General features: G+C 74.4%; 12 protein-coding genes. 6 read left to right on the forward strand and 6 right to left on the reverse strand.

All coding sequences use genetic code 11. The features are described from left to right. Positions 1–111 precede the first annotated feature (111 nt). Positions 112–2,994, forward strand: coding sequence for a leucine--tRNA ligase (leuS, locus tag AB0D08_RS12645; protein WP_033820969.1), 2,883 nt, complete (start codon positions 112–114; stop codon positions 2,992–2,994). 81 nt (positions 2,995–3,075) lie between these two features. Here leuS and AB0D08_RS12650 read toward each other — a convergent pair whose 3' ends face one another. Continuing rightward, positions 3,076–4,083, reverse strand: a complete 1,008-nt coding sequence (locus AB0D08_RS12650; protein WP_033820968.1) for a YafY family protein — start codon at positions 4,081–4,083, stop codon at positions 3,076–3,078. 220 nt (positions 4,084–4,303) lie between these two features. Between AB0D08_RS12650 and AB0D08_RS12655 the strand changes: the two genes are divergently transcribed. From AB0D08_RS12655 to AB0D08_RS12670, 4 genes are all read left to right on the forward strand, one after another. Continuing rightward, positions 4,304–5,098 carry a hypothetical protein gene (locus AB0D08_RS12655; RefSeq protein WP_359888278.1) on the forward strand — a complete coding sequence of 265 codons (795 nt, stop codon included), beginning with the start codon at positions 4,304–4,306 and terminating at the stop codon, positions 5,096–5,098. 102 nt (positions 5,099–5,200) lie between these two features. Beyond that, the gene (locus AB0D08_RS12660) at positions 5,201–6,046 is read left to right on the forward strand and encodes a DegV family protein (RefSeq protein ID WP_033820966.1); all 846 of its coding nucleotides are present in this window, start codon (positions 5,201–5,203) and stop codon (positions 6,044–6,046) included. Positions 6,047–6,186: 140 nt separating this feature from the next. After that, a complete protein-coding gene (locus AB0D08_RS12665) occupies positions 6,187–7,212 on the forward strand; it encodes a ComEA family DNA-binding protein (RefSeq protein ID WP_359888281.1) in 1,026 nt (341 codons plus the stop codon). A gap of 58 nt (positions 7,213–7,270) precedes the next feature. Next, a complete protein-coding gene (locus AB0D08_RS12670) occupies positions 7,271–10,054 on the forward strand; it encodes a ComEC/Rec2 family competence protein (RefSeq protein ID WP_359888284.1) in 2,784 nt (927 codons plus the stop codon). Between the two features lie 47 nt (positions 10,055–10,101). On the opposite strand, the gene AB0D08_RS12675 is transcribed toward AB0D08_RS12670, so the two are convergent. Both AB0D08_RS12675 and AB0D08_RS12680 read right to left on the reverse strand, forming a co-directional pair. Continuing rightward, positions 10,102–11,055, reverse strand: a complete 954-nt coding sequence (locus AB0D08_RS12675; protein WP_199520342.1) for a helix-turn-helix transcriptional regulator — start codon at positions 11,053–11,055, stop codon at positions 10,102–10,104. A 162-nt stretch (positions 11,056–11,217) separates the two neighbouring features. Beyond that, positions 11,218–11,481 carry a hypothetical protein gene (locus tag AB0D08_RS12680; RefSeq protein WP_359888287.1) on the reverse strand — a complete coding sequence of 88 codons (264 nt, stop codon included), beginning with the start codon at positions 11,479–11,481 and terminating at the stop codon, positions 11,218–11,220. 190 nt (positions 11,482–11,671) lie between these two features. Here AB0D08_RS12680 and holA point away from each other — a divergent pair, with 190 nt between their 5' ends. Next, positions 11,672–12,667, forward strand: coding sequence for a DNA polymerase III subunit delta (gene holA / locus AB0D08_RS12685; protein WP_033820964.1), 996 nt, complete (start codon positions 11,672–11,674; stop codon positions 12,665–12,667). 90 nt (positions 12,668–12,757) lie between these two features. Here the strand turns inward: holA and AB0D08_RS12690 are convergent, their stop codons facing one another. The 3 genes from AB0D08_RS12690 to AB0D08_RS12700 form a co-directional block, all read right to left on the reverse strand. Then, complete coding sequence (locus tag AB0D08_RS12690) at positions 12,758–13,384, reverse strand: hypothetical protein (RefSeq protein ID WP_149038198.1); 627 nt, start codon at positions 13,382–13,384, stop codon at positions 12,758–12,760. Between the two features lie 699 nt (positions 13,385–14,083). Continuing rightward, positions 14,084–14,347: a 30S ribosomal protein S20 gene (gene rpsT / locus AB0D08_RS12695; RefSeq protein ID WP_033820963.1), complete on the reverse strand. Its 264-nt coding sequence runs from the start codon at positions 14,345–14,347 to the stop codon at positions 14,084–14,086. A 180-nt stretch (positions 14,348–14,527) separates the two neighbouring features. Continuing rightward, positions 14,528–14,833, reverse strand: coding sequence for an antibiotic biosynthesis monooxygenase (locus tag AB0D08_RS12700; protein ID WP_033820962.1), 306 nt, complete (start codon positions 14,831–14,833; stop codon positions 14,528–14,530). Between the last annotated feature and the right edge of the window lie 284 nt (positions 14,834–15,117).

Below are 15,117 nucleotides of genomic sequence, written 5' to 3' on the forward strand. Positions count from 1 at the left end.
CGACCCCTCCTGCGAGGGGCATTTTTGTTTTCAGGCCCGGCTCGAGGCCCGGTGGCCTGCCCGGGGACGCTGCCCGGTTCGCTTAACGATGACGATGGAGCCCGAAGGACCATGAGCGAGACGACCCCTGCTTCCGGCGCGGCCGACGCCGCCACCGAGCCTTTCCGCTACGGCGCCGCGCTGGCCGCCGAGATCGAGTCCCGCTGGCAGGACCTGTGGGAGAAGGAGGGGACGTTCGACGCCCCCAACCCGGTCGGCCCGCTGGCCGACCCCTCGGCCGGTGAGGTCTCCGCGAAGCCGCACAGCTTCATCATGGACATGTTCCCGTACCCGTCCGGCGCCGGCCTGCACGTCGGCCACCCGCTGGGCTACATCGCGACCGACGTCTACGCCCGCTACCAGCGGATGACCGGTCACAACGTGCTGCACACGCTGGGCTACGACGCCTTCGGCCTGCCCGCCGAGCAGCACGCGGTCAAGACCGGCCAGCACCCCCGGATCACCACCGAGGCGGCCATCGCCAACATGCGCCGCCAGCTGCGCCGGCTGGGCCTGGGTCACGACTCGCGGCGCTCGATCGCCACGATCGACCCGGAGTACTACCGCTGGACCCAGTGGATCTTCCTGCAGATCTTCGACTCCTGGTACGACACCGAGGCCCAGAAGGCCCGCCCGATCGCCGAGCTGGTCGCCCAGTTCGCCGACGGCACCCGCCCGACCCCGGACGGCCGCACCTGGGAGGCGCTGTCCGCCACCGAGCGCGAGGCCGTGCTGAGCGAGTACCGGCTGGCGTACTCCAAGGAGGTGCCGGTCAACTGGTGCCCCGGCCTGGGCACCGTGCTGGCCAACGAGGAGGTCACCGCCGACGGGCGTTCCGAGCGCGACAACTTCCCGGTCTTCAAGTCGAAGCTGCGGCAGTGGATGATGCGGATCACCGCCTACTCCGACCGCCTGATCTCGGACCTGGACCAGCTGGACTGGCCCGAGGCCATCAAGCTGCAGCAGCGCAACTGGATCGGCCGCTCCGAGGGCGCCCGGGTCGACTTCGCCGTCCCCGGCGACCAGGCGATCACCGTCTTCACCACCCGCCCCGACACCCTGTTCGGCGCCACCTACATGGTGCTGGCGCCCGAGCACGCGCTGGTCGACGCGATCGTCCCGGCCGCCTGGCCGGCCGGCACCCACGACGACTGGACGGGCGGCGCGGCCACCCCGGCCGAGGCCGTCGCCGCGTACCGCGCGGAGGCCGCCGCCAAGTCCGACGTCGAGCGCCAGGTCGACGCCAAGGTCAAGACCGGCGTCTTCACCGGCGCGTACGCGACCAACCCGGTCAGCGGCGAGCCGGTCCCGGTCTTCATCGCCGACTACGTGCTGATGGGCTACGGCACCGGCGCCATCATGGCCGTGCCCGCCCACGACCACCGCGACTTCGCCTTCGCCCGCGCCTTCGCGCTGCCGATGCGCTGTGTCGTGCAGCCGACCGACGGCCGCGGCGACGACCCGCACACCTGGGACGACGCCTTCGACACCTACGACTCGGTGATCGTGAACTCGGCCCACGACGGACTGTCCCTGAACGGCCTGGGCGTGGTCGAGGCCAAGGCCGCCGCCACCGCCTGGCTGGCCGAGCGCGGCATCGGCGAGGGAACGGTCAACTACCGCCTGCGCGACTGGCTGTTCAGCCGTCAGCGGTACTGGGGCGAGCCCTTCCCGATCGTGTACGACGAGGACGGCGTGATGCACGCGCTGCCCGAGTCGATGCTGCCGGTCGAGGTCCCCGTGGTCGACGACTACTCGCCGCACACCTACGACCCGTACGACGCCACCTCGGAGCCCAAGACCCCGCTGTCGCGCAACGAGGCCTGGGTCAACGTCGAGCTGGACCTGGGCGACGGCGTCAGGACCTACCGCCGCGAGACCAACACCATGCCCAACTGGGCGGGTTCCTGCTGGTACGAGCTGCGCTACGTCGACCCGGTGAACAGCGAGAAGGTCGTCGACCCGGCCAACGAGGCCTACTGGATGGGCCCGACGGAGGGCAAGCCGGCCGGCGGCGTCGACCTGTACGTCGGCGGTGCCGAGCACGCGGTGCTGCACCTGCTGTACGCCCGTTTCTGGCACAAGGTGCTGCACGACCTGGGCCACGTCTCCTCGGTCGAGCCGTTCCACAAGCTGTTCAACCAGGGCATGATCACCGCCGACGTGTACCGCGACGACCGGGGCTTCCCGGTGCCCGCGGCCGAGGTCGAGGAGCGCGACGGCGCCTGGTTCTGGCAGGGCGAGCCGGTCACCCGCGAGGCCGGGAAGATGGGCAAGTCCCTGAAGAACGCCATCGCCCCCGACGCCATCGCCGACCAGTACGGCGCCGACACGCTGCGCCTGTACGAGATGTCGATGGGCCCGCTGGACGTCTCCCGCCCCTGGGACGACCGCGCGGTGGTCGGCTCGTTCCGCTTCCTGCAGCGGCTGTGGCGCAACATCGTCTCGGAGTCCACCGGTGAGCTGGTGGTCACCGACGAGACGCCCGACGAGGCCACCCTGCGCGCCCTGCACAAGGCGATCGACGGCATCCGCGCGGACCTGGCCGGCCTGCGCTTCAACACGGCCGTGGCCAAGGCGATCGAGCTGAACAACTTCCTGGTCAAGCGAGGCTCCACGCCCCGCCCGGTGGCCGAGCAGATCGTCCTGCTGATCGCCCCGCTGGCGCCGCACATCGCCGAGGAGCTGTGGCGCCGGCTGGGCCACGAGGACTCGCTGGCCTTCGCCGACTACCCGGTCGCCGACCCGGCGTACGTGGTGGACGAGACCGTCACCTGCGTGGTCCAGATCAAGGGCAAGGTCAAGGCCCGCCTGGAGGTCGCGCCGTCGATCTCCGACGCCGAGCTGGAGGCCCTGGCGCTGGCCGAGCCCGCGGTGGTCGCCGCCATCGGCGACGCCCAGGTCCGCAAGGTGATCGCGCGGGCGCCGAAGCTGGTGAACATCGTCACCGGCTGACGCGTCGTGGGAACCGGACCGGCCGCCGCTCCTCGGGGAGCGGCGGCCGGTCCGTCCGTGCGCGGCTGACTCACTCCTGACTCACGGCTCCTCCGCGGGCGCGTGCGGGGGCGGGGGCGTGGCCGGTGCCGGGGCCGCGGGTGCGGCCGCGGCGAGGCGGTCGGCCAGCGTACGGACGTGCTCGACCAGCTCCGGCGGCTCGTGCACGGTGAAGCCGAACCCGAGGACCGCGAGGTGGACGGCCAGCCCGTCGAGGGAGTTGGAACCCGCCCGCAGGGTGCAGCTGTGCTCGTCCAGCGGCTCCACCAGGCCGGAGGTCGGCGGGATCCGCTCCGCCAGGACGTGGGCGGGCGCCCGGACGGTGACCCGGGCCTGATAGCGGTACTGGCCGACGGCGATCTCCCAGGACGCGAACGAGCGGACGTCCTCGTCGGGCGGCCGTCGAGGGGCGAACCTCGGCCCGGCGGGCGGCCGGAGCGTGATCCGGTCGACCCGGAAGTTGCGCCAGTCGGCGCGCCCGGTGTCCCAGGCGACCAGGTACCAGCGGGTGCCGGTGTGCACCAGCCGGTGCGGTTCGACATCGCGCCGGCTCTCGCTGCCGTCGTGCGAGCGGTAGTCGAGGCGCAGCCGTTCGTGCGCCCGGCAGGCGGCGGCGATACCGGTCAGGACGACGGCGTCCACGGCCGGACCGTTCGAGGCCAGCGCCACCGTGGTGGCGGCGAGCGCGTCGACCCGGTGCCGCAGCCGCGACGGCATCACCTGCTGGAGCTTGGCCAGCGCCCGCACCGACGACTCCTCGATCCCCGACACGGTGCCGCCCGCCGCCGTACGCAGGCCGACGGCCACCGCCACCGCCTCCTCGTCGTCCAGCAGCAGCGGCGGCATCTGCGCACCGGCGCCGAGCCGGTAGCCGCCGGCCACGCCGGGCGTGGAGTCCACCGGGTAGCCGAGGCTGCGCAGCTTGTCGACGTCCCGGCGGACGGTGCGGACGTCCACACCGAGGCGGTCCGCGAGGTCCGCACCGGGCCAGTCCCGGCGGACCTGGAGGAGTGAGAGCAGCCGTAGCAGTCGGGCCGAGGTCTCCAGCATGCCGGCCAGTCTGGCACCGATCGCGGACGGATGCTGTCCTCGGTGGCGACCCCGAGACCCGCCCCCGGCAGCCCTGAGCCTTCCCTGATTCTGCGGCGGCCGAGGGCTTCCACCGCCCTCGCCCTGCTGCCGGACCGCTACGGTGGAGGTCTCGGCAGAGCACGGCGGACCGCACGGGCGGCCGGGCCCGGTGGCAGCGGTGGAGGAAGGTGGGCTCGCCATGGACGCGCTCGGAATCGTGGTCGTGATGGTCCTGCTGCTCGGCGCCGCGGTGGTGGCGGCCGCGGTGATCGGGACGGTGAAGGCGGCCAAGGCCGCGGCCGTGAAGCTGGAACGCCACGAGGCGAACGCCCGCCGTGCCGTGGAGAACGTCACGCTGAAGGCGAAGACCTTCACCAAGCCGGGCCCGCACGGCCAACTCGCCGCCGTCCGGCTGTCGTTGCGCACCGCACTGGACAGCACCCGGCAGGTGCTCGCGGGCGGCCTGCCGCAGGACGGCCAGCTCGGCGAAGCCATGCAGCTGCTCACCCGGCTCGACGCGCACGCCGCCGAACTCGACGCCGAGATGCGGATGCTGGAACGCGAACCGGACGCCGCCCGGGTCACCGCCAAGCTGGCCGAACTCCGCGAGCGGGCCGGGCGCATCACGCACTCCGCGGAGTCGCTGCGCTGGGCGGCCCAGGACCGGATGCGACGCTTCGCCGACGACGAGCTGAGCCGGCTGACCGACGAGTGCGCCAACGAGGCGGGCGCGCTGCGGCACTGGGACACCGGGGGCGGGGCCGGTGACGCGGGTGCTGGTGCGGGTGCGGGTGCGGGTGCGGGTGCGGGTGCCGGTGATGGCGATGCTCGTGTTCGTGCCGGTGATGGCGGTGGGGCCGGGGCGGACGGACGGAAGGGGCTTGCCGCCGGGCGCCGGCCGAGCGCCGAGGAGGTCCTCGGTCTCGCCGAGCCGCTGGCCCGGCTGGCCGACCGCCTGCGCAAGCCGAACGCCGGCGGTTCGTCCGCCGGGTAGCGCGGGTGGGGTGGGTGCTGCGGGTGGTGCGTGGTGCGGGCCCCGGCCCGCGGGGGACGGCCGCGCTGTCCTCCGCGACCAACGGGGAGTAACCTCCGGCTCATGCCCGGCCACCTCGCTCTTGTCACCGATTCCACCGCCTACCTGCCGCAGGACGCGGTGGACCGGCACGGGATCGAGATCGTCCCGCTCAGTGTGGTCGTGGGTGACGAGGTACTGGCCGAAGGTGTCGAGATCTCGCCGAAGGACGTCGCCGAGGCGCTGCGCGGCAAGCAGCGGGTCACCACCTCGCGGCCCGGTCCCGAGACCTTTGCCGCGGCCTACCGGGCCGCCGCCGAGGCAGGAGCGAGCGGCATCGTCTCGGTGCACATCTCCTCCGAGCTGTCCGGCACCTTCGAGGCCGCCCGGCTGGCCGCCGCCGAGGTGGGCATCCCCGTCCGGGTGGTCGACAGCCGCCTGGTGGGCATGGCCCTCGGACACTGTGTCCTGGCTGCCGCCGAGGCCGCCGAGGCGGGCGCGGACGCCGACGAGGCCGCCGCGGAGGCCGGGCGGCGGGCCGAGCTGACCCGGGGCTTCTTCTACGTGGACACCCTGGAGTACCTGCGCCGGGGCGGTCGGATCGGCGCGGCCCGGGCGCTGGTGGGTTCCGCGCTGGCCGTCAAGCCGTTGCTGCACCTGTCCGGCGGGCGGATCGAGCCGCTGGAGAAGGTCCGGACCGCTTCCCGCGCGATCGCCCGGCTGGAGGAGATCGCCGTGGCCGAGGCGGGGGAGCGGGAGGTGGACATCGCGGTCCACCATCTCGCGGCCGAGGACCGGGCCGAACCGTTGGCGGAGCGGCTGCGCGAGCGGGTGCCCGGGCTGCGCGACCTCCAGGTGGCGGAGGTGGGTGCGGTGATCGGCGCGCATGTCGGGCCGGGACTGCTGGCGGTCGTGGTCTCGCCGCGCTGAGCCCCCGGCACCGGGAGCCGTGGCCTGCCGGGCCGCAAACTCACTCGTCCGAGGTACCTGAGTTATCCACAACCCCGGGTTTTCCACAGGGAATTCGGTGTTCTCCGTGAGGTGCCGGCGGCGGGTCTACCGTCCTGGGCATGAGGACCATGACCCCGGGTGCAGCCCGTCGCCGCCAGACCACCGAGACCGTCCGCCACCGGATGGCCAACCTGTTCGCCGCAGCACAGGACGCGGAGTACCACCCGCCCCACCCGTCCGTCCTGACGTCCGCGCCGGCACCGGGGAGACCAGGGGCGCCGTGGCGGAGCAAGGCGTCACCACCCGCTGCGGACGACGACGAGGGCGTGGGTGCGGGTTCCCAGGAGTTGGCGGACGCGGTCCCGGATCCCCGGCCGGAGCGTCCGCGTCCGTACCAGCCCCCGGGGTCCCCGCCCGGCCCGCGCCGGTTGCTGCCGCCGCTGCCTCCCGGGGTCACGCTCGACCGGCGGGCGGTCATCGGGCTGACGGTCCTCCTGCTGCTCGCCGTCGGGTACGCCGTCCAGCACTTCTGGCTGGGCCGCCCGCAGCCGGTGACCGTGCCCACGAGCACGGTCGCCGAGGGACCGGAGCGGCCCGCGGGAGCCGGACCGCCGCCCGCCACCCGCGCCGGGGCGGCGCCCGCCGAGGACCTGGGCCCTGGTGGGGGTACCGCCACCGCCACCGCCACCGCCACCGCCACCGCCACCGCCGCCGCCGCCACGGGCCCCGGGATCGGCGTCGTGGTCGACGTGGCGGGCCGGGTCGCCCACCCCGGCCTGCGCCGGCTTCCGGCCGGTGCCAGGGTCGCCGACGCGTTGGCAGCCGCCGGCGGTCCGCTGCCGGACACCGACACCCAGAGCCTCAACCTGGCCCGGATGCTGACGGACGGCGAGCAGATCCTGGTCGGCGCCCCGGCCGTCCAGAGCGCCGCGACCGGCCCGGCAGCCCGAGCCGGTCCGCTGAGCCTCAACCGCGCCACTGTCGAGCAACTCGACACCTTGCCCGGGGTCGGCCCGACGCTGGCGCAGCGCATCGTCCAGTTCCGGCTGGAGCACGGGTCCTTCCGCTCCATCGACCAGCTCCGCCAGGTCAGCGGGATCGGCGCCCGGAAGTACGAGGAGCTCAAAGCCCTGCTCGCCCTCTGACGGCGTGCCGTCAGCCATCGGTCCACCCCCCTCACCAACCGCCTCGGACCGCAGCGAGGTGCCCGCCATCACCCTGCCCGCCATCACCCCTCCCACTGCCGCCCTCCGCACCGCCCTGCCCACCGCCACCCGGCCCCTTCCCGCCGCCGATCTCCGGCTGCTCCTCCCGGCCGTCTCGGCCTGGGCCGTCACAGCGGCCGTGCTCGACAGCGATCCGCGCCGCCACCCGCTCCTGCTGCTCGCCGCAGCCCTGGGCGCGGCGCTGGCCCTCGTCCTGCTGGCCCTTCCGTCCCGTCGTCGGCGTCAACCGGTACGTCTGCTGCTCGCCGCCACCCTGCTCACCGGCGCCGCGACCACCACGACCACCGTGCTGCACACCGCCGACCTGCACCGCGGCCCACTCCCCGCGCTCGCCGACCCACCCGCCGTCCCCGTGCCCGCGTCCTCCGTCCCTGACGCCTCCGGCCCGTCCGACCTTCCCCCGGTGCCGCCCGACGTGACGGTGGAGCTGACCGTGGCCGGGGACCCGCGCTCCCACAACTCCCCGTCCCGCGGTACGGCGGCGGCCAGCTCCGTGCTCACCGTGGCGGCCGTCGTCGACCAGGTCCGCCAGGACGGGCCCGGGCAACCCCGCACGGTCACCACCCGTACCCCGGTCACGCTGATGGTCCGGGTCCAGGACGCCGCCGCCTGGCAACGGCTGGTCCCGTCCACCCGGCTCAGCGCCGACGTACGGGTGCTGCCCGCCGGCCCCGGCCGGTACGACACCGCCGCACTCCTGCTCGCCCACGGCCCGCCACGGCTGCTCGCGCCGCCGGCCCTCCCACAACGGGTCGCCGCCCAGCTGCGGGACGGCCTGCGAGCGGCCTGCGCCCAGCTGCCGCCCGACGTCGGCGGTCTGCTCCCCGGACTGGTCGTCGGCGACACCTCACACATCCCGGACGACCTCGCGGACGCCTTCCGGGCCACCGACCTCGGGCACCTCACGGCCGTCAGCGGCGGCAACCTCGCCATCGTGCTGGCGGTTCTGCTCGGCGTCCCCGGGCGGTCCGGCACCACCGAGCGGGGCGGGCTGGCCCGGCGGCTCGGAATCCCGCTGCGCACCACCGCCCTGCTGGGCACCGCGCTGACGCTCGCCTTCGTCACGGTCTGCCGACCGGAGCCGAGCGTGCTGCGCGCCGCCGCCACCGGCCTCGTGGGCCTGCTCGCGCTCGCCTGCGGCCGCCCGCGCCAGGCGCTGCCCGCGCTGGCCGGGGCCGTCCTGGTCCTGCTCCTCTGGGATCCGCTGCTGGCCCGCTCGTTCGGCTTCCTGCTGTCCGTCCTCGCCACGAGCGGCCTGCTCACCCTCGGGCCGCGGTGGACGGCGGCGCTGCTCGCCCGCCGCTGGCCGCACCACCTCGCCGCCGCGGCCGCCGCGACGGCCGCCGCGCAGGCACTCTGTGCACCCGTCACCATTCTGCTGGCGCCGCGGGTCAGCCTGATCGCCATCCCCTGCAACCTGCTCGCGGAAGCCGCGGTCGCACCCGCGACACTCCTCGGCTTCGCCGCGCTCGTCGTTGATCCGGTCTCCCACCGTGCGGCCGCCCTGCTCGCGGACCTGGCGGCGGTGCCCACCGGCTGGCTGCTCCTCGTCGCCCGCCACGGCGCGGACCTACCGGGCGCCGAACTGGCCTGGCCCGCGGGCCTGCCCGGCGCCGCTCTGCTGGCGGGGACGGTCCTGGCACTCGTCTGGGCCGCACCGGCCCTGCTACCGGGGTCCGCCGGCCGCCGTCCGGGCCAGCTCCGTCCGGGCCAGCTCCGTCCGGATCGCCTCCGTCTGGACCACCTCCGTCCGGACCACTTCTGTTCGGATCGCCGGCCCGAACCCCGGCGCCGGGCCCGGCTCCGGCTCCGGCTCTGGTCCCGGCACCGACGTCGGCCGTGGCCGGCGCAGCCAGGGCATCGAAGCCCCATGCTCCGCTGGCTACCGGCGGTCGTCTGCGCGCTGCTGTTGCCGATCGCGCTGCTGCGCCCGCCGGTTCTCAGCAGGCTCGCCACCGGCTGGCCGCCGCCGGATTGGCGGCTGGTGCTCTGCGACGTCGGACAGGGGGACATGACCGTCCTGCCGGTCGCCGCGGACACCGCAGTCGTCGTCGACACCGGCCCGGACCCCAAGGCGGCCGACACCTGCCTGCGCGAGCTCGGCATCACCCGCATCCCGATCCTGATCCTCAGCCACTTCCACGCGGACCACGTCGAGGGCCTGCCCGGCGTGCTGCGCGGCCGTCGGGTGGGCGCCGTGCAGACCACCACCCTCGATACCCCGCAGGGCGAGCAGGGCCGGGTCGCCCGCTGGTCCGCCGGAGCGGGGGCACCACTGCTGCGTGCCCGACGTGGCGAGCGTCGAACCGCGGGCCCGCAGCTGTCCTGGGAGGTGCTCTGGCCCGACGGTGTACCCGGCCCGCTCTTCCCGGGGGCCAACAACGCCAGCATCGCCGTCCTTGCGACGGTCGGCCCGGCCGCCGACGCACTGCGCGTCGCGCTCCTCGGCGACCTCGAACCACCGGCCCAGGCCGAACTGTTGCTGCGCGGTCCGCCCCTCGGGCCGGTGCACGTGCTCAAGGTGGCCCACCACGGCTCGGCCAACCAGGACTGGGCGCTGGCCGCGGCCCTGCGTCCGAGACTCGCGCTGATCAGCTGCGGGGCCGGCAACCCGTACGGCCATCCGTCCGCGTACACCGTCGACCGGCTGCGGGCGCAGGGCGCGACCGTGCTGCGGACCGACCGGTCCGGCGATATCGCGGTCGTCGGTACCGGCGGCAGCCTGGCGACGGCCGTCCACCCGCACCCGCCCCGGCAGTGACGGCGATGCGGGTGTGCCCGGTGGGGGAGCGCTCGGCGCGGACGCCGTCAGCCCCGCCGTGGCCGTGCGCTGCCCCCGGAGCCGGAGCCAGCGGAACCACCAGTGCTGACAGGTCCGACAGGTCCGACCGGTCCGCCGGGGCTGCCGGGGGCGTCGAAGCGTTCGGTGCCCACCACGCGCAGCAGTTGCAGGTGGGTGGCGTCCGAGGTACCGGGCGGCGGGGTGAAGATCAGCAGGCGCTGGTCCTCGGTCGGTGTCAGCAGGGTCTGGCAGTCCAGGTCCACCGGGCCGATCACCGGGTGCACCACCCGCATCCGGCTGGACCGCCGGACGGCGACCTCGTGCAGTTCCCACAGTGCGGAGAACTCCGTACTGGCCGCCCGCAGCCGCTTCACCAGCGCGGCCGACGCCGCGTCGCCCGCCCGGCGGGCGACGGCCGCCCGCAGGTCGGCGACGTGCACCCGGCTCCAGTGGTCGTGCTCCGCGGCCGGGTAGGCGGTACGGGCGGCGGGGTCGGTGAACCACCGCCATGCCACGTTGCGGTTGTCCGGGTCCAGCGGGCACACCCCGCCGAACAGGGCCGTCGCGATGGCGTTCTGCGCCAGCAGGTCGCCGAGGTCGCTGACGATCTGCGCCGGGGTCTCGGTCAGCTGGTCGAGCAGGTACAGCAGCCCGGGCTCGATGTGCTCCCCGCAGAGCCGTCCGGTCGGCGGACGGTGCCCGGCGAGCAGGAAGAGGTGGTCACGTTCGTCCTCGGTCAGCCGCAGGGCGCGGGCCAGCGCGCCGAGCATCTGATCGGACGGCTGCGGGCCGCGGGCCTGTTCGAGCCGGATGTAGTAGTCGGCGGACATCCCCGCGAGATGGACCACCTCCTCGCGCCTCAGCCCCGGGGTCCGGCGGCGCGGGCCCTCCGGCAGGCCGACGTCCTGCGGGCGCAGGCGCTCCCTGGATCGGCGCAGGAAGTCAGCGAGCTCACGGCGGTTCATCTCCATGCCCGCCATCCTGCCTGTTCATCCGACGGCCAGTCAGGGATCGCCGATACCAGTCACGGAGCGCAACCGGCCAAGGGCGCGGCGCTGCCCACACCGCCCCCCGCGGCACCGGCCCGGCTGCCCGGCCCGGCTACCCGGCAGGCCGCCCCACGCGGCATCCGGCCGGGCCGGTCAGTCCTCCTCCCGCCACCCCTCGAACTCCGCAGCGGTGTCGTCCAGATCGGCGAGCTGTTCCGCCGTCCAGCCGCCGTCCTCGGGCGCCTCCAGCACCACCAGCCACTGGGCGTCCTCGGCGTCGTCCTCCCCGGCCAGCGCGTCCCGCACCAGCTCGGGCCGGGCGAGCCCCGGCAGTTGCTCGGTCAGCCGGTCGGCGGCCTCCTCCGCGGCGTCGCGGTCGGGCAGGACGAGCAGCTGGCGGGTGTGGTTCGCGGTCATCGCACCATTGTCCAACCCCGGTGCGCCCGCCCCGGGCAGAGGCCTCCACATGGTCCCGGCAGGGGTCTCGGCACAGGTCTCGGCAGGGTCCCCGCGGGTGTTACCCACCACACCGCCCACCACCGCGCCCGCCGCAGTCCCGGCCGACGTGTCGCGGAGCTGTCGGCGCCGCGTGCGATGCTGGTACGCGATGGCCAGGAAGAGTGCACCCGACGATCTGCTCGCCCCGCTGACCCTCGCGGTCGGCCAGGAGGAGCTGCTGCTGGACCGTGCGGTCGCCGAGGTGGTGGCAGCCGCTCGCGCCGCCGACCCGGACACCGACGTCCGTGATCTCGCCCCCGGTGCGCTGCAGCCCGGCAGCCTCGCTGAGCTGACCACGCCCTCGCTGTTCGCCGAGCGCAAGGTGATCGTGGTCCGGGCCGCGCAGGATCTCGCGGCCGACTCGGTCAAGGAGGTCAAGGCGTACCTCGACTCCCCGGTCGAAGAAGTGATCATGGTGCTGGTGCACGCCGGCGGCGCCAAGGGCAAGGGCCTGATGGACGCGGCGAGGAAGGCCGGAGCCCGCGAGGTGGCCTGCGCCAAGCTGACCAAGGCGGGCGAGCGGCTGGCCTTCGTCCGCAACGAGTTCCGGCAGCTCGGCCGCTCGGCCACCCCGGAGGCCGGGCAGGCGCTGCTCGACGCGCTCGGCAGTGACCTGCGGGAGTTGGCCGCGGCCTGCAGCCAGCTGACGGCCGACGTCGAGGGCACCATCGACGAGACGGCGGTGGCCAAGTACTACAGCGGCCGGGCCGAGGCGACCGGCTTCGAGGTGGCCGACCTGGCGGTCACCGGCCGGGCGGCGGAGGCGCTGGAACGCCTGCGCTGGGCGCTCGCGGTCGGCCAGCCCCCGACCGGTATCACCTATGCGCTGGCCGCCGGGGTCCGCAGCATCGGCCGGCTGGCCACGGTCGGGCGGAACATGCGTCCCGCCGACCTGGCCCGCGAGCTCGGCATGCCGCCCTGGAAGGTCGACCGGGTGCGCCAGCAGATGCGCGGCTGGACGGGCGACGGCGTCGCGGCGGCGCTGACCGCGATCGCCCAGGCCGACGCCGCCGTCAAGGGCGGCTCGGACGACCCGGCCTACGCCCTGGAACGCGCCGTGGTCGCGGTCGCCCGCGCCTCCCGGATGAGCGCACGCCCCTACTGAGCCCGGTCCCCCTACTGGTCCCGGTCCCGGTCCCGGTGCGCCCGGCGACCGGCCCACCGCCGCCCCGGCGACCGGCTCACGACCCCACGGTCAGAGCCTGCCGCCGAGCGCCTTCAGCGCGTCCCGGCTGTCGATCAGCAGCGCCTGCCGGATCTCCTCACGGTCCGGCACGCTCGCGGCCTTGCCCTCCTGGTACGACCCGGACCAGCTCGCGTAGTAGGTCATCCCGGCCTGCCGCACGTACAGGACCTGGGTGAGGTAGTGCCAGGTCTTGTCCGAGCCGGAGGTGTCGTCCAGGAAACCGATGTACGCGTCGTCGCCGAGGCCCGGAACCGGGCTGATCTCGTACTTGCGCTGCTGGAGTCCGGAGCGCTGCGCCTCGAACTCGAGCCGGGGGTCGACCTTCTTGTGGAACTGCACGTCCAGGTAGATCGAGAAGTAGTCGCTGTCGCTGCTGAGTCTCTTCCGGTACTGGCTGCAGTACATGTCGTCGAGCGCCGTGTGCCGGGTGGTGTAGTGGTACGGCGTGCCGGTCTGCGAGGGGTACAGCTGGCTGAACTTGGCCAGCTTGACGGTGTCGCAGAGGTCGTCGGCCACCTGGTACCCGGCCACGCCGGGGGAGTTGCCGGCGCCGTCCGTGACGATGCCCGGTACGAGCAGGACGGCGGCCGCCCAGACGGCCGAGGCCAGCACCGCGCCGCCCACACCCCACAGCACCCCGCGCCGCCCGCCACCGTTACCGCCGCCACCGTTTCCGCCGCCGGGGACCGGACCGCCCGGACCGGAGGTCGCTCCCGGGCCGGAGGTCCCCGGCACTGTCCCGCCCGGCCCGTACCCAGGTGCCGCCGGCCGGCCACCCGGCAGTGTCGTACCGGGCAGCGGACCGCCCTGGCGTCCGAGTTGCGGGCCGCCGGGCTGGTGCCCCGGTGCCTGGCCGTAGGGGGAGGAAGGCACGTTGGGTGGTGGTGGAGTCGACATCGGGGCCCCCAGCTGGCCTGTCCGGTACTGCGGTCGGGCGGTCGAACCGAACCATACCGGTGCCCGTACACCCCGCATCACCGTGCGACCGGCCGACCACCAGGGGCACCGTCGCCCGCCGTGACCCCCCTCCCGGGGCGCGCCGCCCGGATCGCTCCCGGATCGCTCCCGGATCTTTCCCGGAACGCCGACAGGCGCCGCGACCACCCGGGGAATGGGGTTCGGTCGCAGCGCCTGTCGGTCTACTGCTGTCCAGCTGTGGTGTACCGCACCCGCGTGGCGAACGCAGGCCGCGTGCGGTACGGAGTCGTGCGCCTCGGGCTTCCGGATAGAGGGCCGGAGGGGCCGTCGAGGTTCGGTCGGCGCGGAGCGGGTAGAGGGCCGCGGATCACGCCGTCCGGTCCGGGCCGGGCCCGGTGGTGCTCACAGGAGCGAGAATCAGGCGGCGGTGTTGACGCGCTTGGTGATCGCCGACTTCTTGTTGGCGGCCTGGTTCTTGTGGATGACGCCCTTGCTCACGGCCTTGTCGAGGGCACGGGAGGCGGCGCGCGCCAGCTCGGTGGCCTTCTCGGTCTCACCGGCGGCAGCGGCCTCGCGGGCCTTGCGCAGGGCGGTCTTCAGCGAGGACTTGACGGCCTTGTTGCGCAGGCGCGCCTTCTCGTTGGTCTTGTTGCGCTTGATCTGGGACTTGATGTTCGCCACGAAGGAGCCTCAGTCTGGTTGGAACGACGGTTTCCGGGTCCCCGGCCGTGGCCGGGGTTTCGCACCTTCGGCGGCCCCGGTCTGCTGAGAGGGCATGCCGAGGCCAGGTGCAGCGCCCCACGTTACCAGGGGCCCCGACCCGCCCCCAAACCGGCGGGCCGCAGTCCCGCCGGGCCGGCCCTAGCCGTGCGGCAGCGGTTCGCCGTAGTGCTCGACCTCGGGGAACGGCTCGTAGAAGTGGTGCAGCAGCTCCCGCCACGTCGCGTACTCCGCGGAGCGCCGGAAGCCCTCGGTGTGGTCCTCTAGGGTCTCCCAGCCGACCTGGAGCAGGAACCGGGAGCCGCGCCCCTGATCCAGGCAGCGCCGCAGCTCCAGCGAGCGGAAGCCGGGCTGCACCGAGATCAGCGGCCGGGCCAGGGCGAAGGCGGCGAGGAACTCGTCCTCCCGGCCGGGCCGGACGTCCAGCAGTGCGCTTTCGAGGATCATGCCCAGCCATCCTGCCCCACGCCCACGCCCACGCCGACGCCCAAGCCCACGCCGACGCCCAGGCCCGTCCCCCCGGAGGGCTGCGCCCGTGCCCCCGGAGGGCCACGCCCCCGCCCCGAAGGGCCGTGCCGCGGCCTCGCCGGAGGGGCCGGGACGAGCTGACCGGCGCCGCCCCCCGGGCTCGTGGGAAGATGGGCGGAACCATATCGATCGGACGAGACCGTCCGGTCGCCGGGAAGACGGTCCGAGACGGCCCGCAGACCCCGGCCCCCGGACCAACGGAG

The organism is Kitasatospora sp. NPDC048540, from assembly GCF_040651175.1.
Lineage (GTDB): Bacteria > Actinomycetota > Actinomycetes > Streptomycetales > Streptomycetaceae > Kitasatospora.

Excerpts from the sequence above, each read along its gene's own strand:
- leuS (WP_033820969.1), top strand. The coding sequence starts at position 112 with ATGAGCGAGACGACCCCTGCTTCCGGCGCGGCCGACGCCGCCACCGAG.
- AB0D08_RS12650 (WP_033820968.1), bottom strand. The coding sequence starts at position 4,083 with ATGCTGGAGACCTCGGCCCGACTGCTACGGCTGCTCTCACTCCTCCAG.
- AB0D08_RS12655 (WP_359888278.1), top strand. The coding sequence starts at position 4,304 with ATGGACGCGCTCGGAATCGTGGTCGTGATGGTCCTGCTGCTCGGCGCC.
- AB0D08_RS12660 (WP_033820966.1), top strand. The coding sequence starts at position 5,201 with ATGCCCGGCCACCTCGCTCTTGTCACCGATTCCACCGCCTACCTGCCG.
- AB0D08_RS12665 (WP_359888281.1), top strand. The coding sequence starts at position 6,187 with ATGAGGACCATGACCCCGGGTGCAGCCCGTCGCCGCCAGACCACCGAG.
- AB0D08_RS12675 (WP_199520342.1), bottom strand. The coding sequence starts at position 11,055 with ATGGCGGGCATGGAGATGAACCGCCGTGAGCTCGCTGACTTCCTGCGC.
- AB0D08_RS12680 (WP_359888287.1), bottom strand. The coding sequence starts at position 11,481 with ATGACCGCGAACCACACCCGCCAGCTGCTCGTCCTGCCCGACCGCGAC.
- holA (WP_033820964.1), top strand. The coding sequence starts at position 11,672 with ATGGCCAGGAAGAGTGCACCCGACGATCTGCTCGCCCCGCTGACCCTC.
- AB0D08_RS12700 (WP_033820962.1), bottom strand. The coding sequence starts at position 14,833 with ATGATCCTCGAAAGCGCACTGCTGGACGTCCGGCCCGGCCGGGAGGAC.